This window comes from Arthrobacter sp. CAN_A1, assembly GCF_015751665.1.
Taxonomy (GTDB): Bacteria; Actinomycetota; Actinomycetes; order Actinomycetales; family Micrococcaceae; genus Arthrobacter_D.
Map to the genome: position 1 here is coordinate 62,960 of NZ_JADOUR010000008.1, position 25,922 is coordinate 88,881.

Here is a 25,922-nt window from a genome sequence, read left to right on the forward strand (position 1 = left end):
TTCGTGTCAGCCCTGGCCAGACCCGCCGGTCATGCCGAGCAGCCGGTTGAAGATCGCCTCGCCGTCGTCGGAGATCCCGTCGTGGTGGAAGTCGGCTGTCTCCCAGGCCTGCAGGCCCTTGACGGCGCGGGCGGTCTCCATCGACAGGTCGTGATCCACGTAGATGTCGTCCCGGTAGACGGCAGCCGCGGCGGGCACCGTGTTGCGGGCGAGCTGGGCGGTGTCGTAAAGGCTGGCCCAGTCGGCTTTCTCGGCCAGGATTCCGGCGACGTCGCGGAGTGGTACGAGCGCCGGATCCTGGTCGAAGTACCACGGGTACACCATTTCGCCGGTGAGCAGCGGCTCCTCAGCGCTCGGGAGGAACTGCGGGTAGTCGGCCAGAACCCGGTCGGCCGACCAGGCGGACGCCGCCCCCTGGCAGTAGATGGACTCGTGCAGCAGGGCGTAGAGCGGGTTCGAGGATCGACTGACCTGGGCCCAGACGGCGTCCAAAAACACCGGGGAGAGCCGCGGGCCATCGACCGTGCTGACAAACGCGTCTTCCAGGAGGTAATGCAGCGCGTCGACACGGGTGTTGCCGCCCAGGAACGAACCGATCATCTGCAGGCGCCCCACGGTGAGGCGTTCACCAGTAGGAAGCCGCTCGTCAACTGTTTCAACGTGCCGGGCAATCCGGGTCAGCAGGGCCCGGTCGCCTGGATAGCGGCCGAAATACTCGCGGTTTCGCGCTTCCACCAGGCGGTAAGTCGCCGTGTAGACCTGGTCCGGCGAGCCACCGAGCGGCGCCAGTCCGCCCGTAATCAGCACCCGGGCCATCCCCTCGGGCGCGAGGGAAAGATAAGTCAGTGCGCAGAATCCGCCGAAACTCTGCCCAAACACCGTCCAGGGGCCTCCGACCAGTTGGCGGCGGATCAGTTCAGCGTCGGCCACGATCGAGTCCGCCCGGAAGTGGGTGAGGTAGTCGGCCTGAGCCGTCGCGTCACCGCGCAGGGGGAGCGTCACAGCATCAGCCGGGGTGGAGAGCCCGGTGCCGCGCTGATCCAGCATCAGGATCCTGAAGTGTTTGGCCGCCGCCTTCATCCAGCCGCCGAGTTGGGTGACCCGGCTGCCGCGACCACCGGGGCCGCCCTGCAGGAACAGGAGCCAGGGCAACCCGGCGGCGTCGTCGTCGTGGTCCAGCGAACTGTACTCGCGGGCGAAGACGGTGATGGTCTCGCCCCCGGGCTCGGCATGGTTCAGCGGGACGGTGAAATGGTGACCGGTGGTGCGCGCCCCATGCATCAGGTGCGTTTGCCCGCGGCGGTGGGGGACGACGCCGGGGGCCGGTTGGCCGGTCATGCTGGCGTTCCAGCGGCAACGGTCGCGAGGGCGGGGCCGGTCAGGCGGTAGGTGGTCCACTCGTCCTGTGGCAGTGCACCGAGGCTGTCGTAGAAGCTGATCGAGGGGGCGTTCCAGTTCAGGACCGACCATTCGACCCGGGCATAGCCGCGTTCAGCGGCGATACGTGCGAGGTTCTGCAGGAGCGCCTTGCCGTGGCCTTCGCCCCGGGCTTCAGGTCTCACGTACAGGTCCTCCAGGTAGATCCCGTTGACCCCCTCCCACGTTGAGTAGTTGAGGAACCAGAGGGCGAAACCCTGGATGGCGCCGTCGGACTCGGCGACGTGAGCGAAAACGCTCGGCGAGTCTCCGAAGAGGGCCCGGTGGAGCTGTTCCTGAGTGTTCCTGACGGCGTCAGGTTCCTTCTCGTAAATGGCAAGGTCATGGATGAGCTGGAGGATGGTGGCTACATCGTCGGGGCGAGCGTCGCGGATAGTCATGCAACCAACCCTATCCACTCACCACCTGCCGGCGTGGGAAGTGCTCCGGCGCCGCGGAACACCCCTCCCCGAACCGTCAGCTCTGGCGGCTCAGAACCCTCCCGGTCCACCAGAGCTCACCACTCGGCGGAGGGGTTAGGGGCCGCGATCGGCGGAGGGGTTAGGGGGCCCCGACGCCGGTCACGGTCACCACGGCGGTGCCGGCCTCGTCGGACGCTGCCAGGTCGATGACCGCGTTGATGCCCCAGTCGTGGTTGCCGAACGGGTCCTTGAAGATCTGCCGGACCCTCCAGCTGCCGGGCAGCTTCTCGATGATCAGCAGCGCTGGCCCGCGGGCCTCGGGCCCGTCGTCGATGTCCTCGTAGTCGCCGAAATAGCCGTCGAGGGCCTCCGTCCAGCGGTCAGCATCCCAGCCGGACCCGCCATCCAGGACGCCTAGCGCCACGTCATCCTCATCGGCGAAGAGCTTGACCCGCTGGAACATTTCGTTGCGGACCATCACGCGGAACGCCCGCTCGTTGGAGGTCACCGAGTCGGGTTCCGGCGGCAGCTCAAGGGCGGTCCCGCTGTCGGCGCGGCCTCCCGCGGCCAGCAGCTCCCATTCCTCGAGTAGGCTCGAATCGACCTGGCGGATCAGTTCGCCGAGCCACTCGATGATGTCGGTGAGGTCCTCCCGCAGCGCCTCGGTCGGGACGGTCTGGCGCAACGCCTTGTAACAGTCGGCGAGATAGCGCAGCAGGATGCCCTCGGACCGGGTGAGCGAGTAGTAGGCAATGTACTCGCCGAAGTTCATGGCCCGCTCGTACATGTCCCGGACCACCGACTTGGGGGTCAGCTCGAAGTCGCCCAGCCAGGGGGCGCCGCTACGGTAGACGTCGAACGCCTGGAACAGCAGTTCCGCCATCGGCTGCGGATAGGTGACTTCCTCAAGGAGTGCCATCCGCTGGTCGTACTCGACGCCGTCGACCTTCATGGCGCCGATCGCCTCGCCGCGCGCCTTCTTCTCCTGGGCGTTGAGGACCTGACGGGGCTTCTCAAGAGTCGCTTCGATCACCGAGACGACGTCGAGCGCGTACGCGGGGCTCTCGGGGTCGAGCAGTTCGAGGCTGGCCAGCGCAAACGGGGAGAGCGGCTGGTTGAGGGCGAAGTTGGCCTGCAGGTGCACCTTCAGCCGGATGCTCCGGCCGTCGGCGTCGGGTTCGGGGAGCTGCTCGACAATACCCGCGGTCACCAGCGACCGGTAGATGCCGATGGCTTTGCGGGTCAGTTGCAGCTGGGATGCCCGGGTCTCATGGTTTTCGTTCAGCAGCCGCTGAGCCGCAGAGAACGGGTTGCCTGGCCGTTCCAGCAGGTTGAGGAGCATCGAGTGGCTGACGGCGAAGCTCGAGGTGAGCGGCTCGGGGGTGCCGGCGGCCAGCCGCTCGTACGTTGGTTTACCCCACGACACAAACCCGGTGGGCGGTTTCTTCCTGACCACCTGGCGGAGCTTCTTCTGGTCATCGCCGAACTTCCCCACAGCCTTCGCCATGGCCCTGGTGTTCTCGACCACGTGATCGGGTGCCTGCACGACGACGGTCCCCGCCGTGTCATAGCCGGCCCGCCCCGCCCGGCCCGCGATCTGGTGGAATTCGCGGGCGTTGAGCAGCCGGGTGCGGACGCCGTCGTACTTGCTGAGTGCGGTTAGAAGCACTGTGCGGATGGGGACGTTGATGCCGACGCCGAGAGTGTCGGTGCCGCAGATGACCTTGAGCAGACCCGCCTGGGCGAGCTGCTCCACCAGTCGACGGTATTTGGGGAGCATCCCGGCGTGGTGAACCCCGATCCCGTGCCGGACCAGCCGGTTCAGGGTCTTGCCGAACCCCGAGGAGAACCTGAAGGTCGCGATGAGGTCGGCGATCCTGTCCTTCTCTTCACGGGAGCAGACGTTCACGCTCATCAGGTTCTGCGCGCGCTCGATCGCTTCCGCCTGGCTGAAGTGCACCACGTAGACGGGTGCCTGCCGGGTGCTGAGAAGTTCCTCAAGGGATTCCTGGACCGTGGTTTCCACGTAGTAGAAGTGCAGCGGGATGGGCCGTTCGGCGCTGCTGATGGTGGTGCTCTGCCGGCCGGTGCGCTCGGTCAGCTCATCCTCGAAGCGGGTCATGTCGCCGAGTGTTGCCGACATCAGGAGGAACTGGGCCTGGGGGAGCTCGAGCAGGGGGACCTGCCAGGCCCACCCGCGCTGGGGGTCGGAGTAGAAGTGGAACTCGTCCATGATGACGGTGCCGACGTCGGCCCGCGCACCTTCACGGAGGGCAATATTCGCCAGGATTTCAGCGGTGCAGCAAATGATCGGGGCATCCTGGTTGACACCCGAATCGCCGGTAATCATGCCGACGTTCTCGGCCCCGAAGGTCTCGCAGAGGGCGAAGAACTTTTCGGAGACGAGAGCCTTGATGGGTGCCGTGTAGTAGCTGCGCTTGCCGCGGGCAATGGCATCGAAATGAGCGGCGACGGCTACCAGCGACTTTCCCGATCCGGTGGGCGTCGCGAGGATCACGTTGTTACCCGACACCAGTTCCAGTACCGCTTCGTCCTGCGCCGGGTACAGGTTCATCCCCTCGCTCGTCGTCCACTCGAGGAACGCGCTATAAACGTCGTCGGGCTGGTCGGTGCCTGCGGGGAGGTGTTCCTGAATTCTCATAGGGCTCCAGCCTATCCGTAGCCGCCCCCGCGCTCGATACTCTGGGGTCATGCGATGGGATCCCACACTGTATTCACTATTCGCCGATCACCGGGGCAGACCATTCCTCGATCTGGTCGGCCGGATCAACCACCCGGCGCCGCGCGTCGTCGTCGATCTGGGGTGCGGGCCAGGCGATCTGACCCGGCTGCTGGCCGACCGCTGGCCCGAGGCCCAGGTGCTGGGTCTCGATTCCTCACCCGAGATGGTCGATCGCGCGAACGACTCTCCGGACCTGCCGGCCAACCTCCGGTTTGAGGTCGGCGATGTGCGGGACTGGCTGCCAGCGTCCGACGTCGACGTCGTCACCACCAACGCGGTACTTCAGTGGGTGCCGGGGCAGGCAGAACTGGTGCAGTCCTGGGCGCGTGCGCTGCGGCCGGGTGCGTGGCTGGCGTTGCAGGTGCCCGGTAATTTCGGCTCGCCGGCGCACACGCTCATGCGGGAACTCGCCGGATCGGCGGCCTGGCGGGACAAACTTCGGGGAGTACTCCGCCACACCGACGTCGTTTCCGACCCCTCGAACTACCTCAGGTCGCTCGGCGGGGAAGGGATGAGCACCGACGTGTGGGAGACCACCTACCAACATGTGCTCACCGGCCCGGATCCCGTGCTGGAGTGGTTGAAGGGTACGGGTCTGCGGCCGGTGCTTCACGCCCTGTCCGACGACGACGGCGGCGCCTTCGTCGAGCAGTACGCGGCCCTGCTGCGCGGCGCCTATCCGGAGGAGCCGTGGGGGACAGTCTTCGGCTTCCGGCGGATCTTCGCCGTCGGCGTCAAGAAGCCAGCGAACTAGGGCTCGCTCCGGATCGGACCCACCCGTCGGGCATTCCGGACCGGCACCAGGGACCGGCCCCACGGACAGTCTTCCCAGGGTTGGCCAACCATTTGTGCAGCTGTGGTGGGTCTCCCCAATCTTTTGTGCAGTTGTGGCGAGTCAGAGCGTGTCCCACCCGCCACAACTGCACAAAAAGTTCAGTCACCACGGCAGCAGGAGATGCCCACCCGCCACAAGTGCGCCGATGTAGGCGCGCTGCTACCAGCCGCGGGCACGCCACTCGTCGAGGTGGGGCCGCTCGGCACCGAGAGTGGTGCCCTTGCCGTGGCCCGGGTGCACGATGGTGTCGTCCGGCAGGTAGTCGAAGATCCGCTCCGACACGTCGTTCAGCAGTGACTCGAACCGGGCCGCGTCGCCCTGGGTGTTCCCCACGCCGCCGGGGAACAGGGAGTCGCCGGTGAACAGGTGCGCCGGGCCATGCGGGTCGCGGTACAGAAGGGCAACACTTCCCGGCGTGTGCCCACGGAGCTTGATCGCCTCGAGGTCAAAGCCCTCGAAGTTGCCGATGTCACCGTGATTGAGCGCCACATCGGTGGATACGACAATGTCCGGAACGTCCTCGGCACCGGCGGCGGTGCGCGCTTTGGTCCGCGCGACGACGTCGGCCAGCGCCCGCACATGGTCCCAATGCGAGTGGGTGGTGACAATCAGCGCCAGCGTCGGCTCGCCTATAGTGTCAGCAGCACCCTCAGCGAGGAGCTGCAGGATGGCCTCTGCGTCGTCGGCGGCGTCGATCAGGACCTGGGCGCCGGTGGTCTTCGAGGTGAGCAGATACACGTTGTTGTCCATCTCGCTGACGGATAGTGAGCGGATGGTCAGCTCCTGGAGATTATGCATGGCCCCAGTGTAGGCACGCCGGGAACCCTGAGGAACTGTCGGGCCCCAGGGAGGCGTGGAACAATGTGGATCAGTGGTCCGGCCGAGGGATGGCCGGACGGATACGACTGAACAGACAGCGACCGGAAGGCCACAGTGAATCCTGGCGCAACAGGCAGCTCCGATGTCACCAGTTGGCTGCGCATTGACCAGGCAAGTTCAGTCCCTCCCTATGAACAGCTTCGGGTCCAGATCCTCGACGCCGCCAACAACGGCTCCCTTCCCGTCGGCACCCGGTTGCCTCCGGTGCGGACCCTGGCCGGTCATCTGGGGGTAGCGGTCAACACCGTTGCCCGGGCCTACCGGGAACTCGAACAGGCGAACATTGTGGTCACCCGGTCGCGGGCCGGAACGGTGGTGGCTGCAGCCGGGGATGAGGCCAGGCAGCGCGCCGCCGCAGCCGCCGACGGCTATGCCGACGTGATCAAGGCCAACGGCCTCACCGAGGACGAAGCGGTGGCGTATCTGAGGGCTGCGCTGCGCCGTCGGTGAACATCGGGGCACAACGCGCCGACGACACGCTGAAAAAACATCAATCGAATATGTATTCGAACGGCGTTTCAATTAGAGTAGGAAGGTGTCTATTGCAACCTCGCTCGAATCCGAGTTTTCCGACCCTCAACTGCCGCAGGACCTTTCGCGCCTGATCGTCAAGGGGGCGCGCGAACACAACCTGCGCAACGTCGACCTTGACCTGCCGCGGGACGCGATGATCGTCTTCACCGGGCTCTCCGGGTCGGGTAAATCCTCCCTCGCGTTCGACACTATTTTCGCCGAGGGCCAGCGCCGTTATGTGGAGTCCCTGTCCGCCTACGCCAGGCAGTTCCTCGGCCAGGTGGACAAGCCGGATGTGGACTTCATTGAGGGACTGTCCCCGGCGGTGTCCATCGACCAGAAGTCGACCAACAAGAACCCCCGGTCAACGGTCGGGACAATCACCGAGATCTACGACTACATGCGCCTCCTGTGGGCCCGCGTCGGCCGCCCGCACTGCCCCACCTGTGGCGAGCCGGTAGCCAAGCAGACCCCCCAGCAGATTGTCGACCAGTTGCTCGAACTGGAGGAAGGCACCCGCTTCCAGATCCTCGCCCCGGTGGTCCGCGGCCGCAAGGGTGAGTTCGTCGACCTGTTCCAGGAGCTGACGGCCAAGGGATACGCGCGCGCACGGGTCGACGGCGACGTCGTCCAGCTCTCGGATCCGCCCAAGCTGGGCAAGCAGTACAAGCACACTATCGAAGTGATCGTCGACCGCCTGGTGGTCAAGGACGGCATCAGCCAACGGTTGACCGACTCGGTGGAAACGGCTCTCAAGCTGGCCGACGGCCGGGTGCTCGCCGATTTCGTTGATCTCCCCGAGAAGGACAGCAAACGTCTCAGGGCCTTCTCCGAACATCTGGCCTGCCCCAACGAACACCCCCTGGCCATCGACGAGATTGAGCCCCGCTCGTTCTCGTTCAACAACCCCTTCGGTGCGTGCCCGGCGTGCACCGGCATCGGCACCAAGCTCGAGGTTGATGAGGAGCTGGTGGTCCCCAACCCGGACCTAACCCTCGCCGAGGGTGCCATTGCCCCTTGGTCGCTGGGCACCGCAACCCTCGAATACTGGACCCGGCTCCTTGAGGGGCTCTCCAAAGAGCTCAACTTCAGGATGGATGTGCCGTGGCGCAAGCTCCCGGACCGTGCCCGCGAGGCCGCCCTGCACGGCAAGGACCACAAGGTGGTGGTGCAGTACAAGAACAGGTTCGGACGCGAACGCAAGTACAGCACCGGATTTGAAGGAGCCGTACAGTACATCCACCGCAAGCACCTCGAAACGGAATCGGATCACGCGCGGGACCGCTACGAGGAGTACATGCGGCAGATCCCCTGCCCGTCCTGTGGGGGAGCCCGGCTGAATCCAGCCTCGCTGTCGGTGCTGATCAACGGTAAATCCATCGCATCGGTCGCCGCCATGCCGATGCGCGACTGCAGCGACTTCCTCAACAACCTGGTGTTGACCGGTCGAGAGGCGCAGATTGCCGCCCAGGTCCTCAAGGAGATTCAGGCCCGCCTCCAGTTCCTCCTCGACGTCGGGCTGGAATACCTCAACCTCGAACGCGCCTCCGGGACCCTCTCCGGCGGGGAGGCACAGCGCATCCGCCTTGCCACCCAGATCGGTTCGGGCCTGGTGGGCGTGCTCTACGTCCTCGACGAGCCGTCGATCGGGCTGCACCAGCGCGACAACCGCCGGCTGATCGAGACTCTGGCCCGGCTGCGCAACCTCGGGAACACGCTGATCGTCGTGGAGCATGATGAGGACACCATCCAGGAAGCCGACTGGATCGTGGACATCGGTCCCGGCGCTGGAGAGCACGGCGGCGAGGTGGTGCATTCCGGCCTCCTCGAGGACCTGCTCACCAACGAGCGCTCCATCACCGGCGATTACCTGTCGGGGCGCCGGAAAATCGAGATCCCGAAGAAGCGTCGGAAGATTGACAAGTCCCGGCAACTGAAGGTGGTTGGTGCCCGCGAGCACAACCTGACCTCCTTCGACATCGCCTTCCCGCTGGGCGTCCTGACCGCCGTCACCGGCGTCAGCGGATCGGGCAAGTCGACGCTGGTCAATGAGATCCTCTACAAGGTCCTGGCCAACAAGCTCAACGGCGCCAAGCAGGTCGCCGGGCGGCATAAGCGGATCGACGGGCTCGAGCACCTCGACAAGGTGGTCCACGTCGATCAGAGCCCGATCGGGCGAACCCCCCGATCCAACCCCGCGACCTACACCGGCGTTTTCGACAACATCAGGAAGCTCTTCGCCGAGACCACCGAGGCGAAGGTCCGCGGCTACCTCCCGGGCCGGTTCTCCTTCAACGTGAAGGGCGGCCGCTGCGAAGCATGCTCCGGGGACGGCACCCTGAAGATCGAAATGAACTTCCTGCCGGATGTCTACGTACCGTGCGAGGTCTGCCACGGGCAGCGTTATAACCGTGAGACGCTCGAGGTCCACTACAAGGGCAAGACCATCGCCGATGTGCTGAACATGCCGATCGAGGAAGGCGCCGAGTTCTTCGCGGCGTTCAGCCCCATCGCACGGCACCTCACCACCCTGGTCGATGTCGGTCTCGGGTATGTCCGGCTGGGACAGCCTGCCACTACCCTGTCCGGCGGTGAGGCGCAGCGGGTGAAGCTGGCCAGCGAACTGCAGAAGCGGTCCAACGGCCGCAGCATCTATGTGCTCGACGAACCGACCACCGGCCTGCACTTCGAGGACATCAGGAAGCTTCTGCTCGTCCTGCAGGGACTGGTCGACAAGGGCAACACCGTGATCACCATCGAGCACAACCTCGACGTGATCAAGAGTGCGGACTGGGTGATCGACCTCGGGCCCGACGGCGGATCCGGCGGCGGGCAGATCATCGCAACTGGCACCCCGGAACAGGTTGCCAAGTCGACGACCAGCTACACCGGAACGTTCCTCGCCGAGACCCTCGGACGCTAGGCGGGCCCCGATATATTCCATCGGAGGAATGCAGTTTTCTCGCGGGCACCGGCTGTGGGAAACTTGGCCGGTGATAAATTACCGTCTGCTCGTGCTCTTTGACCTCGATGGAACTCTCGTCGACCCCGCAGGCGCCATCACCGGTGGAATCGTCGCATCGCTGGAGGCCCACGGGCTGGCGCGTCCCTCGGAAGAGGGGTTGCGGGCCATGGTCGGGCCTCCGCTGGCCACCTCGCTCCGCAGCATCGGGGGTGTCCCCGGGCATCTGGTGGACTCGGTCATCGCCCACTACCGGGACGGGTATCGCAGCCACGGGATGGCCGGCAGCAAACCGTACCCGGGGGTTATCGGCGTCGTCGAGGCGCTGAAAGCGGACGGTCACCTGGTGGCCGTTGCCACCCAGAAGCCGCAAGGCCTCGCCCGCGAGTTGCTGCGCGTCCAGGGTATGGACGCCCTGTTCGGATCCGTCCACGGGTCATCCGACCAGGAACGGTCGCCTGGGCCCGCAGGGAAAACACCGATCATCGCCGCCGCCCTGGCGGCGTATGAGGGCGGGTACGACGGCGCCATCATGGTCGGCGACAGGTCCCACGACATATCCGGAGCAGCAGCCAACGGCCTGGACTGCATCCCTGTCACCTGGGGGTTCGGGTCAGCCGAGGAATTCACTGTGGCAGGAGCCACCGAACCGGCGGACTCGGCTGAACAGTTGATGGAACTGATCCTGACACGGGTGCCGCGTGAGGTGGGTCATGGGAATCTATGACCTCACCCGAAGCAGCACCCGCGGGCTGATCGCGGGACTGTGCCGTCCCACCGTTGAAGGCCTCGCCAACGTACCTGCTGACGGTCCGCTAATCGTCGCAGCCAATCACCTGTCATTTCTTGACAGCGTGCTGATCCAGGCTCTCATGCCGCGGCCGGTGGCCTTCTTCGCCAAAGCCGAGTACTTCACCGGCCGGGGCCTCAAGGGGAAGGCCATGCGCTCCTTTTTCGAGGGCGTCGGCTCGATCCCCGTCGAGCGGGGCCAGCAGGCAGCGAGCGTCCAGGCCCTCAAAACACTTCACGAACTGCTGGAAGGTGGCAACGGCATCGGCATCTACCCCGAGGGCACCAGGTCCCGGGACGGGCTGCTCTACCGGGGGCGGACCGGCGTCGGTTGGCTCGCCCTGACCACTGGAGCACCAGTCCTGCCCGTCGGATTGATCGGCACGGAAAACCTGCAGCCAGCCGGACAGAAACGCATCAAACCCCAACACTTCACCATGAAGATCGGCGTGCCCCTGTACTTCGAGAAGACCGGGCCTGGACATTCACTGCCGGCGCGCCGGCATGCCACCGACACCATCATGGACTCCATTGCGGCCCTGAGCGGTCAACAGCGTTCCACCAGTTATAACCAGAGTCCGGTGCTTGAGTAATGGCCGACCCCCGCAGCTACCGGCCCAAGACCGGCGAAATTCCCCTCGACCCCGGCGTCTACCGGTTCAGGGACGAGCATTCTCGCGTGGTCTACGTCGGGAAGGCCAAGAACCTCCGGTCCCGATTGAACTCCTACTTCGCCAACCCGCAGGGCTTGCTGCCCCGGACCCGGGCCATGGTGTTCACTGCAGCGAGCGTTGAGTGGACCGTGGTGGGCAGTGAGCTTGAGGCCCTGCAGCTCGAATACACCTGGATCAAGGAATTTAACCCCAGGTTCAACGTCATGTTCCGTGACGACAAGTCCTACCCCTACCTGGCCGTCACGATGGGGGAGAAGTACCCCAGGGTTCAGGTGATGCGGGGGGACCGCCGGAAGGACACCCGCTATTTCGGGCCGTTCTACCCGGCCAAGGCGATCCGCGAAACGGTCGACACCCTGCTTCGGGTCTTTCCCGTGCGAACCTGCAGCAGTGGGGTCTTCAAACGGGCCGAACGTACCGGCCGTCCCTGCCTCCTCGGCTACATCGACAAATGCTCGGCACCCTGCGTGGGGCGGATCACCCCCGAGGATCACCGGGACCTCGCTGCTCAGTTCTGCGACTTCATGGGCGGCCAGGCGACCCGGTTCATCGTCGATCTTGAGAAGAAGATGACCGCTGCCGTCGCCGAACTCGACTATGAGTCTGCCGCGAGGATCCGGGACGATATCGCTGCCCTGAAACGCGTGTTCGAACGCAACACCGTGGTGCTTTCGGAGGACACCGACGCCGACATCTTCGCGCTCAAGGAAGACGAGCTCGAGGCAGCGGTCCAGGTCTTCCACGTCCGCGGCGGCCGGATCCGCGGCCAGCGCGGCTGGATGGTGGAGAAGGTCGAGGACATGAGCACGGCAGACCTGGTGGAACACCTCCTGCAGCAGGTCTACGGCGACGGCAGCAGCAGCAACAACCAGATTCCGCGCGAAGTCCTCGTGCCGGAACTCCCCAGCAACGCAGAGGAGATGTCAGTCTGGCTCGCCGGTCTCCGCGGCGCCCGGGTGGACCTGCGGGTGCCCCGCCGCGGCGACAAGGCAACCCTACTCGGAACGGTGGAGCAGAACGCCGCGGACGCGCTCCGGCTCCACAAGAGCCGCCGCGCCGGTGACCTCACCACCCGCTCCGCAGCCCTCCAGGAGCTACAGGAAGCCCTCGACCTGCCGCAGCCTCTGATGCGCATCGAATGTTTTGACATTTCCCACGTCCAGGGCACCAACGTGGTGGCCTCCATGGTCGTGGTCGAAGACGGGCTGCCCCGGAAGGCGGACTACCGCAGGTTCTCCATCACGGGGGACGCGGCCCGCGATGACACCGCTTCGATGTACGACGTGATTCAGCGCCGGTTCCGCAACTACCTCGCCGAGAAGACCGGTCCGGTGCCGCGCGACACCACGGACGCCAGCACCGGCGACGACGGCGGCGCGGCTGGCCCGCTGGCCGACACCACCACCGCCGCGCCCCGCCAAAAATTCGCCTACCCGCCCAACCTGGTAGTGGTCGACGGCGGCCAACCGCAGGTGCACGCCGCAGCGCGGGCGCTGAAGGACCTCGGCATTGACGACGTCTTCGTGATCGGCCTCGCCAAACGACTCGAGGAAGTGTGGCTGCCCGACAGCGACTTCCCGGTCATCCTGCCCCGCGCCTCGGAGGGACTCTTCCTGCTGCAGCGGATCCGGGACGAGGCGCACCGGTTCGCCATCGCCTTCCACCGGCAGAAACGCGGCAAGTCGATGACCGCGTCAGCGCTCGACGCGGTCCCGGGCCTCGGCCCCGCCAAAAAGAAGGCCATCCTGAGCCACTTCGGGTCAGTCAAAAAGATCCGTGCGGCAACCATCGAGGAGCTGCAGGCCGTGCCCGGTGTGGGTCCCTCGCTCGCCGACGCGCTGCACCGCACCCTGGCGACGGCGGGACCCGACGGGGCCGCCGACGCACCAGCACCAGCGGTGAATATGGCCACCGGCGAAATCCTCGAGACTTAGTTAGGGTAGGGGGTGGGGAAAGACCTGTTTGAGCCACCACCAACCGCCAGGATGGAACACGCACATGACTGAGGGCGACGACAGCCTTACTCCGATCAAACCTGCGGAATCGGAACTGCTGGTGGTGACCGGTATGTCCGGCGCCGGCCGAAGCACGGCAGCCAATGCGCTGGAGGATCACGGCTGGTACGTGGTCGAAAACCTGCCACCCCAGATGCTGGGTACTCTCACCGAGTTGGTGGCCCGGATGCCGCAATCCATCCCGAAACTCGCGGTCGTCGTCGACGTCCGCAGCCAGGAACTGTTCCACGACATCCGTGGCTCACTGCAGGCGTTGCGCACGTCGGGTGTGAACTACCGGGTCCTCTTCCTCGACGCCGCCGACGACACGCTGGTGCGGCGGTTCGAACAGGGCCGCCGGCCCCACCCGCTTCAGGACGAGGGACGGATCCTCGACGGCATCGCCGCCGAACGGGAAGTGCTGAAGGAACTCAAAGAGGCGTCCGATTTGGTGGTCGACACCTCGGAACTGAACGTCCACGCCCTCGCGACGACCATTACCGAACTGTTCTCCGAGTCCGGCCCGATCGTGCTGCGCATCAACGTGATGAGCTTCGGCTTCAAGTACGGCCTGCCCGTCGATTCCAACTACGTCGCAGACGTCAGGTTCATACCCAATCCGCACTGGGTGCCCGTGCTGCGCCCACAGACCGGACTTGACCAGCCGGTCCGCGACTATGTGCTGGGAGCCACCGGCGCCGCGGACTTCATCAACCGGTACGTCCACGCCCTGGAACCCGTCCTGGAAGGGTACCGGCGCGAGAACAAGCATTACGCCACCATCGCGATCGGCTGCACCGGCGGCAAACACCGGTCCGTTGCCGTCACCGAGGAGATTGCCAAGCGGCTCGCCCAGCAGCCGCGCCTGCAGGTCACCGCGCACCACCGTGATCTGGGCAGGGAATAGTGGCCATTCTCACGGGGTCCCTGCCCATGCTGCCGGCAGCGGCAGCGAACCGGCGCGGGTCAGGACCGCAGGAGAACGCGCCCTCGGTGGTGGCGCTGGGCGGCGGGCACGGCCTGTCGTCATCGCTCTCCGCCCTGCGGCTGCTCACCTCCGAGCTGACAGCCGTGGTAACGGTTGCCGACGACGGCGGGTCTTCTGGCAAGCTCCGCAAGGAACTCGGCGTGCTTCCCCCCGGTGACCTGCGGATGGCCCTTGCGGCCCTGTGCGATGACACCGACTGGGGCCGCACCTGGCGCGACGTGATGCAGCACCGGTTCACCTCGCGGCACGGGGAGGAGGGATCGCTGGACAACCATGCGCTCGGCAACCTGCTGATCGTCACCCTGTGGGAGCTGCTGGGTGATCCCGTGGCCGGCCTGCAGTGGGCCGGGGCGCTCCTGGGCGCGCGGGGCCGGGTCCTTCCCATGGCCAGCGTCCCGCTGACCATCGAGGGCGATGTGCTCTCGGAGGTGGACGGCACCCTGCGGCTACGGACCGTCAGCGGACAATCGCAGCTCGCCGTCGCCGGCAGCGCCGGGAACGTCAATAACGTGCGCCTGCTCCCGGCCGGAGCGCCGGCCTGCGTCGACGCGCTCACCGCTGTGGAACTGGCCGATTGGGTGATCCTCGGACCTGGCTCCTGGTACACCTCAGTCCTCCCGCACCTGCTCCTCCCTGAGCTGCGGGACGCCCTGTGCAGCACCACCGCCAAACGATGCCTGACCATGAATCTCAGCAATGAGACCAAGGAAACCGTTGGCATGTCAGCAGTGGATCATCTGGAGGTGATCAGGCGGTACGCGCCGGAGTTCACCGTGGACGTGGTGATCGCCGACCCCGCGGTGATCGGTGACCACCGCGCCGAGTTCGTTGCCGCCGTCGCCGAGATGGGGGGCCGTGCCGTGTTGGGTAAAGTAGGCTCTTCAACGGGCAAACCTGTTCATGATCCGCTGCGGCTCGCAACCGCGTTTCATGACATGTTTGGTGAAAACTAATCGATCTGAGGGTGTATTTGTGGCGCTGACTGCGGACGTAAAAGAGGAGCTGTCGCACCTCTCTGTCAAGAAGTCATCGGTTCGCAAAGCCGAGGTCTCCGCTCTGCTGCGTTTCGCCGGCGGACTGCACATCATCTCCGGCCGGATTGTCATCGAAGCCGAGGTTGACCTTGCCTCCACGGCCCGGCGGCTGCGGACCACGATCGCCGAAGTGTACGGGCATAACAGCGAGATTATTGTCGTCTCCGGCGGCGGCCTGCGCCGTGGCAACCGCTATGTGGTGCGGGTGGTGCGCGACGGCGAATCCCTCGCCCGCCAGACGGGGTTGCTCGACAACCGCGGCCGGCCGGTGCGCGGCCTGCCCTCCGCCGTCGTCAACGGTTCGACCGCCGACGCTGAAGCGGTGTGGCGCGGCGCCTTCCTGGCGCACGGTTCCCTGACCGAACCGGGCCGGTCCTCCTCCCTGGAGGTCACCTGCCCCGGACCGGAGTCAGCCCTGGCCCTCGTCGGTGCGGCACGCCGCCTCGGCATCGCTGCCAAGGCCCGCGAGGTGAGGGGAGTGGACCGGGTGGTGATCCGCGACGGCGACACCATCGCCGCCCTGCTCACCCGGATGGGCGCCCACGACGCGCTCATGGTGTGGGAGGAACGCCGGATGCGCAAAGAGGTGCGGGCCACGGCCAACCGGCTGGCCAACTTCGACGACGCCAACCTGCGGCGGTCCGCCCAGGCAGCTGTCGCCGCCGGCGCCCGGGTGGAACGCGCCCTGGAGATCCTCGGCGAGGGTGTTCCTGATCACCTCAAGTACGCGGGCGAACTGAGGGTGGCCCACAAGCAGGCAAGCCTCGATGAACTCGGCGGATTGGCCAACCCTCCCATGACCAAGGACGCCATCGCCGGGCGGATCAGGCGCCTGCTGGCGATGGCCGACAAGCGGGCCATCGAGATCGACATCCCGGGAACCGAAGCCAATGTGACAGCCGACATGTTGGACGAGTGAATCTCTGCATAGGATGGAAGAGGCATGGCAACACCACCGACACCGGCGGTGAACCATGCGGTATTGAACCAACTACGGTGTCTGACCGCGTGCGGTGCACAATCACCCACGGTGGCAGACCAACCTGGAGGAATTCGTGAGCGAGTACGTACTGCCCGAACTGAACTACGATTACGCTGCACTGGAGCCGCACATCTCCGCGCGCATCATGGAGCTCCACCACAGCAAGCACCACGCTGCCTACGTCAAGGGCGCCAACGATGCCATGGCCCAGCTGGCCGAGGCCCGCGAAAAGGGCGACTTCGGTAACATTTCGAAGCTCTCCAAGGACCTGGCCTTCCACACCGGCGGCCACATCAACCACTCAGTCTTCTGGAACAACCTGTCACCGGACGGCGGCGACTCCCCTGAAGGAGAGCTTGCTGCTGCCATCGATGATGCTTTCGGCTCGTTCGACAAGTTCCGCGCCCAGTTCAGCGCGGCTGCCCTCGCACTGCAGGGCTCCGGCTGGGCCTTCCTCGCCTACGAACCCATCGGCGGGAACCTCGTTATTGAACAGCTTTACGATCAGCAGGGCAACGTCGCAGTAGGCACCACCCCACTGCTGATGCTGGACATGTGGGAGCACGCCTTCTACCTGGACTACGTCAACGTCAAGGCTGACTACGTCAAGGCGTTCTGGAACATCGTGAACTGGGCCGACGTCGCCAAGCGCTTCGCCGCGGCCCGCACCTCGGCCACGTCACTGATCGTCGTCGGCTAGCACAGCAGGCACAGCGCCCTCACGGGCGTACCCGGGACGCCGCCCCGCGGCGGCGTCCCGGCCCCACCCCCATTACAGTTCAAGGAGATAGAACAAGTGACTACTCGTGTAGGAATCAACGGCTTCGGTCGAATCGGGCGTAATTTCTTTCGCGCCGCACTGGAACAGGGTGCTGACCTGGAAATTGTTGCTGTCAACGACCTGACCAGCCCCGAGGCCCTGGCCCACCTCCTGAAGTACGACTCCGTCACCGGACGGCTCGCCGCGACGGTTGAGGTCAAGGACGGAAACATCGTGGTGGACGGCAAGTCCATCCGGGTGCTCGCCGAGCGTGACCCCGCCAACCTGCCGTGGAAGGACCTGGAGGTGGACATCGTCATCGAATCCACCGGTTTCTTCACCAAGGCAGCCGCAGCGCGCAAGCACATCGACGCCGGTGCGAAGAAGGTCATCATTTCCGCGCCAGCCTCCGACGAGGACATCACTGTGGTTCTCGGCGTGAACGACGATCTGTACGATCCCGAGAACCACCACATCATCTCCAACGCCTCCTGCACCACCAACTGCCTCGGGCCGCTGGCGAAGGTGCTCAACGACAGCTTCGGGATCGAGCGTGGCCTGATGACCACTATCCACGCCTACACCGCGGACCAGAACCTGCAGGACGGCCCGCACAACGACCTGCGCCGTGCCCGCGCCGCCGCCATCAACATGGTTCCCACCTCAACCGGTGCAGCAAAGGCCATCGGCCTGGTCCTCCCCGAGTTGAAGGGAAAGCTGGACGGCTACGCCATCCGCGTACCGGTACCCACCGGTTCGGCCACCGACCTGACCGTGACCGTGTCACGCGAAGTAACCGTCGACGAGGTCAACGCCGCGTACCAGGCTGCCGCGGCCGAGGGGAAGCTGAAGGGCTACCTCTCGTACACCGACGCACCGATCGTGTCCTCGGACATCGTCGGCGACCCCGCCTCATCGATCTTCGACTCGGGTCTGACTAAGGTCATCGGCAACCAGGTCAAGGTTGTCGCCTGGTACGACAACGAGTGGGGCTACTCGAACCGCCTCGTTGACCTGACGTCAATCGTCGCCTCCAAGCTCTCCTAGCACCGAAGGATCGACAGTGGCCTCCTCCCTTGATGACCTCCTGAGCACCGGCGTCCGTGGACGCACGGTCCTGGTGCGGTCAGACCTGAATGTCCCGCTCGACACCGCGGGCGAAAGCCCACGGGTGACCGACGACGGCCGGCTTCGGGCCTCCCTGCCAGTGCTGCGGAAGTTGACCGGGGAGGGGGCCGCAGTGATTGTGATGGCTCACCTCGGGCGCCCGAAGGGCACCCCCGATGAGCGGTACTCGTTGAAGCCCGCTGTGGACCGGCTCGCGGAACTGGCGGACTTTCCCGTCGCTCTGGCGGCTGACACGACGGGGGAGGACGCCCGGGAGCGTGCCGCCGCCCTCGCCGGCGGCAGCGTCCTGGTCCTTGAGAACGTAAGGTTCGATGCCCGGGAAACCAGCAAGGACGACGGCGAACGCCAGGCCTTGGCCGCCGAGCTGGCCGCGCTGACCGGGGACAACGGAGCCTATGTGGACGATGCTTTCGGCGCCGTCCACCGGAAACATGCGAGCGTCTTCGACATCGCGTCGCTCCTTCCGTCCTACCAGGGCGACCTAGTGAAGACCGAGGTGGACGTGCTGCAACGCCTCACAAGCGAACCGGTCGCTCCCTTCGTGGTGGTGCTCGGCGGCTCGAAGGTGTCCGACAAGCTCGCCGTCATCGAAAACCTGCTGGGGACCGCTGACCGGATCCTGGTCGGCGGCGGCATGGTCTTCACCTTCCTCGCGGCCCAGGGCCATCCGGTCGGCGCAAGCCTGCTGGAAGAGGACCAGATCGACGTCGTCAAGGGGTACCTGAAGCGCGCCGAGCAGGCAGGGACCGAGTTCGTCCTGCCGACCGACATTGTGGTGGCTGAACGGTTCGCCGCCGACGCCGCCCATGAGACGGTTTCAGCGGACGCCATGGAGGGAAGTCCGTTCGGCGCCGGAGGACTGGGACTCGACATCGGACCGGCCTCGGGGGCTGCCTTCGCGGACTCGATCGCTACCGCCGGAACGGTCTTCTGGAACGGCCCGATGGGCGTGTTCGAGTTCGACGCGTTCGCCGGTGGCACCAGAACCGTAGCCCAGGCGTTGACCGAGGCCACGGCACGCGGCGCGCTCACCGTGGTGGGAGGCGGCGACTCAGCAGCAGCCGTCCGGTCGCTCGGTTTCACCGACGATCAGTTTGGCCATATTTCGACCGGCGGAGGTGCCAGCCTCGAGTACCTCGAAGGCAAGGAACTCCCCGGACTGACAGCCCTCGGGCAGTAGGAGCAGCACATGACTTCCTCGACCAACGGCACGTACGACCGCCGTCCCCTGATCGCCGGCAACTGGAAGATGAACCTGGACCATGTCCAGGGGATCACCCTTCTCCAGAAGCTCGCCTGGACCCTCGACGACGCGGGGCACGACTACCAGCGCGCAGAAGTGGCGGTCTTCCCTCCGTTCACCGACCTCCGCGGGGTGCAGACCCTCGTCCGGGGTGACGACCTGCAGGTCGTGTACGGGGGCCAGGACCTTTCCCCCCACGATTCGGGCGCCTACACCGGCGACATCTCGGGCCAGTTCCTCAAGAAGCTCGACTGCAGCTACGTGCTGGTCGGCCACTCGGAGCGACGGGCCATCCACCAGGAGGGTGATGAACTCCTGAACAGCAAGGTGCAGGCCGCTTTCAGGCACACCCTGACCCCCATCCTCTGTGTGGGGGAAGGGCTCGAGGTCCGTCAGGCCAACAACCACGTTGAGCACACCCTGGGCCAGTTGCGCGGCGGTATCGCAGGGTTGGGAGCCGAACAGGTCGCAGACCTGGTGGTTGCCTACGAACCGGTTTGGGCCATCGGCACGGGCGAAGTCGCCGGGCCGGAAGACGCACAGGAAATGTGCGCGGCCCTGCGCGCCGAACTCACCTCGCTCTACGACGCGGAGACTGCCGGAAAGGTCAGGATGCTCTACGGCGGATCGGTCAAGGCCGCCAATGCCGGCTCGATCCTGAAGGGCCGGGACGTCGACGGCCTGCTGGTCGGCGGCGCCAGCCTGGACGCTGCCGAGTTTGCTAGTATTGTCAGGTTCGAACATCTCCTGGTCACCGATTAGGCACTGATCCGACTCCGGTCGATCGCGCACGTCGGTTACCCCTGAAAGGCCACTGTGGACATTCTCCGTATCATCTTGCTGGTGCTCCTTGGCGTCACCAGCTTGCTGCTCACCCTTCTCATCCTGTTGCACAAGGGCCGCGGCGGTGGCATGTCTGACATGTTCGGTGGCGGCATGACCACCAGCATGGGTTCGTCGGGCGTTGCGGAACGGAACCTCAACCGGTTCACCGTTGCCCTCGGCCTCGCCTGGGGCGTCGTTATCGTCTCCCTCGGCCTGATCCAACGGTTCGCCGAGTAACACTTCCTGCTTAATCTCCCGCGTTAACCACCATGTTCCCGGTACTGCATTGGGCGTAGACTGACCCTGTTGTCGGAGCCTAGTCCAGGAGCAATCCATGGTTAACGCGGGAAACGCATTTAAAGGCACTCGGGTGGGAACTGATTCATACGGGGGAATGGCCGGTTGGCAAGCCGAGTCCGGGCGAAGACCCGCTGTTGTGGATCGCACCGTGGTGAGCTATTGGTGCGTCGAGAACCACGAGACGAAACCGACCTTCGCCAAGCTGCACGACGACGAGATTCCCGAGGTATGGGAGTGCGGGCGATGCGGCCGTGCGGCTGGCAGGCTCCCGGGGGTGGAACCCTTGGTGGACGGCGTTGAACCCTTCAAAAGCCACCTCCAGTACGCCAAGGAACGGCGCACCGAGGAGGAAGCAGCCAACGTGCTGGAACAGGCTCTCCGCAACCTGCGGGAGCGCCGATCCGGGCTCAGAGGCGGACTGGCCTCCTAAACCGTTCCAGCCAGGCCGTTCCCCCGGCCTGCTGAACGGCCCCTACCTGCTGTCCTCGTCGCCTTCATCGTCGCTGTCATCGCCGGCGATGAGGCGACCGGGCAGTTGAGCCGCTGCTTCCTGGTCGATCAGCCACAAGGTCTTGCGGCGGCCACGTGCCCCCGCGGCTGGCACCTGGACAGGCCCGGCTCCGGCCAGGGCAAGCCCCACGGCGCCGGCCTTGTCCTGGCCACCGGCGGCGATCCAGATTTCCTCGGCCGAGTTGAGCGCCTCAAGGGTGAGCGAAATCCTGAGCGCCGGCGGCTTCGGGGCACCCGACACGCCCACCACTGTCTGGTCCCTGGTCCGGATTCCCTGCATCTCGGGGAACAGGGACGCGATGTGGGCATCGGGTCCAACCCCCAGCAGCAACACGTCGAACCGGGGGAGACGTGGGTCCTGCCCGTCGTCGTCGTCCGACTGGGCCTGCTCCGCCTCGGCGGCGTCCTGCAACCGTGCAGCGTAGTCGGCGGCAGCTGCGTCCTGATCGGGGAAGTCGTCGCTCGAACCAAACTCGTGGACCTGGGAGTCGGCCAGGCCGAGCTTGCCAAGGAGGGCTTCGCGCGCCTGGACCGCATTCCGTTCGGGGTCGCTCGAGCTGAGAAAGCGTTCGTCGCCCCACCAGAAATCGACCCTGCTCCAGTCCACAGCCGAGCAGGCCGGGGACTCGGCGACCGCGGCGAGGGCCGCCGTGCCCAGCGAACCGCCGGTCAGCACCACGGTGGCTGACCCGCGTTCGTTTTGGATATCGACGAGCCGGGTAATCAACCGTGCAGCGACAGTTGCTGCGAGCAGGGCTGAATCGGGGTGGATACTGACTTTGGGGTCAGCGTTCACTGGGACGCACACTCCTTAGATTGGTCCGGGCAAGCCCCTGCAACATGACCTCGCCGAATACCTCATCCGGGTCAAGACGGCGGAGCTCTTCTGCGAGACAGTCTTGCAGGCTGCGCCGTGGCAAGGAAATCCTTTGCACGGGTTGTCCCGGCTGGTAGAGCTCGGCGACGGCCAGATGGGGCCGGTTCAGTTCCACGTCACCAGCGGGACGGGACAGGCGCACCCGGCGGAGCCCGGTTCCGGCCGGTCCGGCGGCGATGGTGACGGGGGCGTCGAGGGCGAGGGTGAGCCACGCCGCGAGCAGCACAGTGCTGGGCGAATCCTCGGCACCTTCGACGGTGACCGAGGTGATGGGGGAATCGTCGATCTGATCGAGGACAGCCGCCAACTGGATCCGCCAGTTCGTCAGGCGGGTCCAGGCGAGGTCGGTGTCACCGGCGGCGTATGTGTCCCTGATGGTGAAGAGCGCGGCGACCGGGTCGGGTTCGTTGGCCGTGTCGGTGATCCGGCGGTGAGCGATACTCCCGATGGAGGTCTTGGCTGCGTTTGCCGGCGCGCCGTGTGGCCACCAGGCGACGATGGGAGCGTCGGGGAGCAGCAGGGCGGACACGAGGGACTCATTTTCCTCGGCGAGCTGGCCGTACCCGTTGAGGACAATCACTTCCGAGGCGCCGGCGTCACCGCCGACGCGGATCTGGGCGTCCAGCCGGGTGTCCTCGTCCTCCGAGCAGAGGGCCAGGACGATGATCCGGCAGGGGTGTTCCCGGCTCGCAAGGTTGGCGGCGAGGATGGCTTCCTCCTCGTTGCCCGAGCTGGTCACCACCACCAGGGTGAGAACGCGGCCGAGCGCGACGACGCCGCCCTTGTCCCGCAGCGTCATGATTTCCTTGGACACCTTCGACGTGGTGGTGTCCGGCAGTTCAACGATCATGGCCTGCGCCACGTCCTTCCATCACGGGCGAGGAGCTCATCAGCCGAGGCGGGGCCCCAGCTTCCCGGCACATACTTGTCCGGCTGGTCGCCGAGGCTGGCCCAGTATTCCTCAAACGGGTCGAGAATCTTCCAGGACAACTCGACTTCCTCGTGCCGGGGGAACAACGGCGGTTCACCGAGCAGCACATCGAGGATCAACCGTTCATAGGCCTCAGGGCTGGATTCGGTGAACGAATGACCGTAACCGAAGTCCATGGTGACGTCCCTGACTTCCATCTGGGTGCCGGGGACCTTGGATCCGAACCGGATGGTGGCGCCCTCATCGGGCTGCACCCTGATGACCACGGCGTTCTGGCCGAAGTCGTCTTCGCCGTGATCCCGGAACAAGAGGTTGGGTGCGCGTTTGAAGACGACGGCGATCTCGGTCACCCGCCGTCCGAGCCGCTTTCCCGCTCTTAGATAGAACGGCACTCCGCTCCACCGGCGGGTGTGGATGTCCAGGCGAAGGGCGGCGAAGCTCTCCGAGGTGGAGTGGGCAGGAATGCCCTCCTCCTCCAGGAAACCCTTCACCAGTTCGCCACCCTGCCAGCCGGCGTCGTACTGACCGCGGGCCGAGGAAGTGGACAGGTCATCCGGCAGTTTGACCGCCGCGAGGACTTTCTCCTTTTCCGCCCGCAGGTCATTGGCGTTGAAGGAGATCGGTTCCTCCATGGCCGTCAGCGCAAGGAGTTGCAGGAGGTGGTTCTGGATGACGTCACGGGCAGCGCCGACGCCGTCGTAGTATCCTGCCCGGCTGCCGATACCAATGTCCTCGGCCATGGTGATCTGGACGTGGTCAACATAGTTGGCGTTCCACAGGGGTTCGAACAACTGGTTGGCGAACCGCAGTGCCAGGATGTTCTGGACCGTTTCCTTGCCGAGGTAGTGGTCAATCCTGAACACGGCGTCCGGCGGGAAGACCTGTTCAACGATGGCGTTGAGTTCCCGGGCGGACTGCAGGTTGTGGCCAAAGGGCTTCTCGATGACCACCCGGCGCCACTGGCCCTCGCCCGGCTGAGCCAGACCGTGTTCGGAGAGCTTCTGGCAGACCAGTTCGAAGTCCTTCGGCGGGATGGACAGGTAAAAGGCGTGGTTGCCACGGGTGCCGCGGCTGGAATCGAGTTCCTCCAGGGTGGCTTCGAGCCGGCCGAAGGCGTCGTCGTCGTCGAAATTGCCCTGCACAAACCGGATCCCGGCGGAGAATTGTTCCCATACCGTTTCGTCGAACGGGGTGCGCGAGTACTGGGTGACGGCGTCGCGCACCTCCTCGACGAACCGTTCGTCATCCCACTCCCGGCGGCCGAACCCGATCAGCGCGAAGCTGGGAGGGAGCAGTCCCCGGTTGGCGAGGTCGTAGACCGCCGGCATGAGTTTCTTGCGGGCAAGGTCGCCCGTGACGCCGAAGAGCACCAGCGAGGACGGCCCGGCAATCCGGCTGAGCCGCCGGTCCCGGGGGTCCCTCAGCGGGTTGGCTGACCGTCCCTCTGCGGAATCCTGCACTATGCGTTACCGCTTTCATCGGTGGCTCGCTGGCCGGCGGTCCCGCCCAGCAGGTGAGTGATGACCTGGGTGAGCTGGTCGATCCCCGCAGCGCGGTCGGCCAGGTGCAGGCGGAGGACCGGGCGGCCCTTGCCGGCAAGGACCTGCGCGTCCCCTGCCGCCTGGGCAGTGATCAGCTCGCCGAAGGTGAACGGCCGGTCCGGGATGGCCAGATCATCGGCTGCCGCGCCGGTGATGGAGAGGTACACGCCCTGCGCTGGCCCGCCCTTGTGGAATTGGCCGGTGGAGTGGAGGAAGCGCGGTCCCCAGCCGAAGGTGACGGGCCGGCCGGTCAGTGATGCGAGGGGCGACCTGACACCCTCCAGCGACGCCTGCGCTGACCGGTCCAGGTAGGCCTGGACGGAGAGGTAGCCGTTCGGGTCGAGGGTTGCGAAAAGGTTCTGCAGCGCATCGCCGAGCGTGCTGGCGTCGCCGAGGAGTTCGCTGTCGCCGCGGACTTCCACGGCGCCGTCAACGAAGTTCGCTGGAGTTGTCTCGGGCTGCGCGTCGAGGAGTCCCCGGGCCGCAACCTTCGCCGCCTCGACGTCTGGCTGGTCAAACGGGTTGATGCCCAGCAGGCGTCCGGCCACCGCCGTGGCGAATTCCCACACCAGGAGCTGGCTGCCCAGGCTACCGCTGACGGTGACCTGGTGTCCGGTCGGCTCGATGTCCGCGTCCGGTGCGGTCAGCCGGACGGCGAGGACGTCGTCGTCGGCGGCAAGAATTTCCGGCGCACCTTCTTCGGCGACCACCGGGAGGACCCCGGTGCCCAGCTTGCCGGTGGACTCGGCGATGAGCTGTTCGGCCCAGTCCGCGAGGCCGGGGATCCCCGACGCTTCGTCAGCGAAGACAATCTTGTCGCGCAGGGGAGAGGTGGCGCCCAGCACAGCACCGAGCCGCAGCCCGATGTTGGTGGGATCGTCCTCGCCCAGGAATTCTGCCGTCTCCTCGGCGTCGTCAAGCAGCGCGTCAAGGTCGACGCCGGCGAGACCCGAGGGGACCAGGCCAAAGGCGGTGAGCGCCGAGTACCGGCCGCCGACGTTCGGGTCGGCGTTGAACACCGCACGGTAACCCGCTTCGCGTGCCGAGACGTCCAGTGGCGACCCGGGATCGGTGACGATGACCACGCGGGTGAGCGGGTCGATGCCGGCCGCAGTGAACGCCGCCTCGAACATCCGTCGCTGCGAGTCAGTCTCCACCGTCGAACCCGACTTCGACGACACCACAACGGCTGTCTCGGCGAGCCGGTCCTCGACGGTCCGGCGCACCTGGTCAGGGTCGGTTGAATCGAGCACTGTCAGTTCGACTCCGGCCGTCTGGGTGATCACCTCGGGTGCCAGGGAGGAGCCGCCCATCCCGCAGAGGACGATCCGGCTGACGCCGTCTGCGTGCAGGGTGGCGCGCAGGTCCATGATGCTCGGCACGAGGCTGCGGGAGGCATCGATCAGACCGACCCAGCCCAGGCGGACCGCTGCCTCCGCCTCGGCGTCCGGACCCCACAGGGTGGAGTCCTTGGCCATCAACCGTGATGCGACCCGATCCTCGACGAGGGTACCGGTGACACGGTCGATGGCTTCGAGGGCGGCGCCGGCCGCTGCAAGCGTCATGGAGCTCATTT

General features: G+C 65.8%; 23 protein-coding genes. 15 read left to right on the forward strand and 8 right to left on the reverse strand.

The features are described 5' to 3' along the window. Window positions 1-6 precede the first annotated feature (6 nt). The 3 genes from IWX62_RS10790 to IWX62_RS10800 all read right to left on the reverse strand — a co-directional run bounded on the left by IWX62_RS10790 (window position 7) and on the right by IWX62_RS10800 (window position 4,500). Entirely contained in the window at window positions 7-1,338 is a 1,332-nt protein-coding gene (locus IWX62_RS10790) for an alpha/beta fold hydrolase (RefSeq protein WP_196841423.1), read from the reverse strand. Continuing rightward, window positions 1,335-1,817 (reverse strand): GNAT family N-acetyltransferase, encoded by a 483-nt coding sequence (locus IWX62_RS10795; protein WP_196841424.1) that lies wholly within the window; start codon window positions 1,815-1,817, stop codon window positions 1,335-1,337. The genes IWX62_RS10790 and IWX62_RS10795 overlap by 4 nt, the downstream gene beginning before the upstream one ends. A 160-nt stretch (window positions 1,818-1,977) precedes the next feature. After that, window positions 1,978-4,500 (reverse strand): DEAD/DEAH box helicase, encoded by a 2,523-nt coding sequence (locus IWX62_RS10800; RefSeq protein WP_196841425.1) that lies wholly within the window; start codon window positions 4,498-4,500, stop codon window positions 1,978-1,980. A 49-nt stretch (window positions 4,501-4,549) separates the two neighbouring features. On the opposite strand from IWX62_RS10800, the gene IWX62_RS10805 reads away from it, so the two are divergent. Then, the gene (locus IWX62_RS10805) at window positions 4,550-5,335 is read left to right on the forward strand and encodes a trans-aconitate 2-methyltransferase (RefSeq protein WP_196841426.1); all 786 of its coding nucleotides are present in this window, start codon (window positions 4,550-4,552) and stop codon (window positions 5,333-5,335) included. A 240-nt stretch (window positions 5,336-5,575) separates the two neighbouring features. Here IWX62_RS10805 and IWX62_RS10810 read toward each other — a convergent pair whose 3' ends face one another. Beyond that, the gene (locus IWX62_RS10810; protein WP_196841427.1) at window positions 5,576-6,214 is read right to left on the reverse strand and encodes an MBL fold metallo-hydrolase; all 639 of its coding nucleotides are present in this window, start codon (window positions 6,212-6,214) and stop codon (window positions 5,576-5,578) included. Between the two features lie 135 nt (window positions 6,215-6,349). Here IWX62_RS10810 and IWX62_RS10815 point away from each other — a divergent pair, with 135 nt between their 5' ends. The 14 genes from IWX62_RS10815 to IWX62_RS10880 all read left to right on the forward strand — a co-directional run bounded on the left by IWX62_RS10815 (window position 6,350) and on the right by IWX62_RS10880 (window position 20,917). Next, window positions 6,350-6,745: a GntR family transcriptional regulator gene (locus tag IWX62_RS10815; RefSeq protein ID WP_196841428.1), complete on the forward strand. Its 396-nt coding sequence runs from the start codon at window positions 6,350-6,352 to the stop codon at window positions 6,743-6,745. Window positions 6,746-6,830: 85 nt separating this feature from the next. Then, window positions 6,831-9,731 carry an excinuclease ABC subunit UvrA gene (gene uvrA, locus IWX62_RS10820; protein WP_196841429.1) on the forward strand — a complete coding sequence of 967 codons (2,901 nt, stop codon included), beginning with the start codon at window positions 6,831-6,833 and terminating at the stop codon, window positions 9,729-9,731. Between the two features lie 91 nt (window positions 9,732-9,822). After that, window positions 9,823-10,497 (forward strand): HAD hydrolase-like protein, encoded by a 675-nt coding sequence (locus IWX62_RS10825; protein ID WP_196841430.1) that lies wholly within the window; start codon window positions 9,823-9,825, stop codon window positions 10,495-10,497. Further along, on the forward strand, window positions 10,484-11,152 hold the full coding sequence (locus tag IWX62_RS10830; protein WP_196841431.1) for a lysophospholipid acyltransferase family protein: 669 nt from the start codon (window positions 10,484-10,486) through the stop codon (window positions 11,150-11,152). The genes IWX62_RS10825 and IWX62_RS10830 overlap by 14 nt, the downstream gene beginning before the upstream one ends. Next, the gene (uvrC, locus tag IWX62_RS10835; protein WP_196841432.1) at window positions 11,152-13,167 is read left to right on the forward strand and encodes an excinuclease ABC subunit UvrC; all 2,016 of its coding nucleotides are present in this window, start codon (window positions 11,152-11,154) and stop codon (window positions 13,165-13,167) included. Before IWX62_RS10830 ends, uvrC begins: the two co-directional genes overlap by 1 nt. A gap of 64 nt (window positions 13,168-13,231) precedes the next feature. After that, window positions 13,232-14,134, forward strand: coding sequence for an RNase adapter RapZ (gene rapZ, locus IWX62_RS10840; RefSeq protein ID WP_196841433.1), 903 nt, complete (start codon window positions 13,232-13,234; stop codon window positions 14,132-14,134). Continuing rightward, complete coding sequence (locus IWX62_RS10845; RefSeq protein WP_196841434.1) at window positions 14,134-15,168, forward strand: gluconeogenesis factor YvcK family protein; 1,035 nt, start codon at window positions 14,134-14,136, stop codon at window positions 15,166-15,168. Before rapZ ends, IWX62_RS10845 begins: the two co-directional genes overlap by 1 nt. Before the next feature lie 19 nt (window positions 15,169-15,187). Further along, window positions 15,188-16,168, forward strand: coding sequence for a DNA-binding protein WhiA (whiA, locus tag IWX62_RS10850; protein ID WP_196841435.1), 981 nt, complete (start codon window positions 15,188-15,190; stop codon window positions 16,166-16,168). A gap of 136 nt (window positions 16,169-16,304) precedes the next feature. After that, window positions 16,305-16,931 carry a superoxide dismutase gene (locus tag IWX62_RS10855; RefSeq protein ID WP_171585115.1) on the forward strand — a complete coding sequence of 209 codons (627 nt, stop codon included), beginning with the start codon at window positions 16,305-16,307 and terminating at the stop codon, window positions 16,929-16,931. A 96-nt stretch (window positions 16,932-17,027) separates the two neighbouring features. Continuing rightward, window positions 17,028-18,038 (forward strand): type I glyceraldehyde-3-phosphate dehydrogenase, encoded by a 1,011-nt coding sequence (gene gap, locus IWX62_RS10860; RefSeq protein WP_196841436.1) that lies wholly within the window; start codon window positions 17,028-17,030, stop codon window positions 18,036-18,038. 16 nt (window positions 18,039-18,054) lie between these two features. Beyond that, on the forward strand, window positions 18,055-19,299 hold the full coding sequence (locus IWX62_RS10865) for a phosphoglycerate kinase (RefSeq protein ID WP_196841437.1): 1,245 nt from the start codon (window positions 18,055-18,057) through the stop codon (window positions 19,297-19,299). A 9-nt stretch (window positions 19,300-19,308) separates the two neighbouring features. Next, complete coding sequence (gene tpiA / locus IWX62_RS10870; RefSeq protein ID WP_196841438.1) at window positions 19,309-20,124, forward strand: triose-phosphate isomerase; 816 nt, start codon at window positions 19,309-19,311, stop codon at window positions 20,122-20,124. Between the two features lie 54 nt (window positions 20,125-20,178). Further along, the gene (secG, locus tag IWX62_RS10875) at window positions 20,179-20,424 is read left to right on the forward strand and encodes a preprotein translocase subunit SecG (protein WP_196841439.1); all 246 of its coding nucleotides are present in this window, start codon (window positions 20,179-20,181) and stop codon (window positions 20,422-20,424) included. 97 nt (window positions 20,425-20,521) lie between these two features. Continuing rightward, window positions 20,522-20,917, forward strand: a complete 396-nt coding sequence (locus IWX62_RS10880; protein ID WP_196841440.1) for an RNA polymerase-binding protein RbpA — start codon at window positions 20,522-20,524, stop codon at window positions 20,915-20,917. Between the two features lie 42 nt (window positions 20,918-20,959). Here the strand turns inward: IWX62_RS10880 and pgl are convergent, their stop codons facing one another. The 4 genes from pgl to IWX62_RS10900 are packed head-to-tail and all read right to left on the reverse strand — an operon-like array spanning window position 20,960 to window position 25,920. Next, complete coding sequence (gene pgl, locus IWX62_RS10885) at window positions 20,960-21,793, reverse strand: 6-phosphogluconolactonase (RefSeq protein WP_196841441.1); 834 nt, start codon at window positions 21,791-21,793, stop codon at window positions 20,960-20,962. Beyond that, window positions 21,783-22,724 (reverse strand): glucose-6-phosphate dehydrogenase assembly protein OpcA, encoded by a 942-nt coding sequence (locus IWX62_RS10890; RefSeq protein ID WP_196841442.1) that lies wholly within the window; start codon window positions 22,722-22,724, stop codon window positions 21,783-21,785. Before IWX62_RS10890 ends, pgl begins: the two co-directional genes overlap by 11 nt. Then, on the reverse strand, window positions 22,721-24,265 hold the full coding sequence (gene zwf / locus IWX62_RS10895; protein ID WP_196841443.1) for a glucose-6-phosphate dehydrogenase: 1,545 nt from the start codon (window positions 24,263-24,265) through the stop codon (window positions 22,721-22,723). The genes IWX62_RS10890 and zwf overlap by 4 nt, the downstream gene beginning before the upstream one ends. After that, window positions 24,265-25,920, reverse strand: a complete 1,656-nt coding sequence (locus tag IWX62_RS10900) for a glucose-6-phosphate isomerase (protein ID WP_196841444.1) — start codon at window positions 25,918-25,920, stop codon at window positions 24,265-24,267. Before IWX62_RS10900 ends, zwf begins: the two co-directional genes overlap by 1 nt. Window positions 25,921-25,922: the final 2 nt, after the last annotated feature.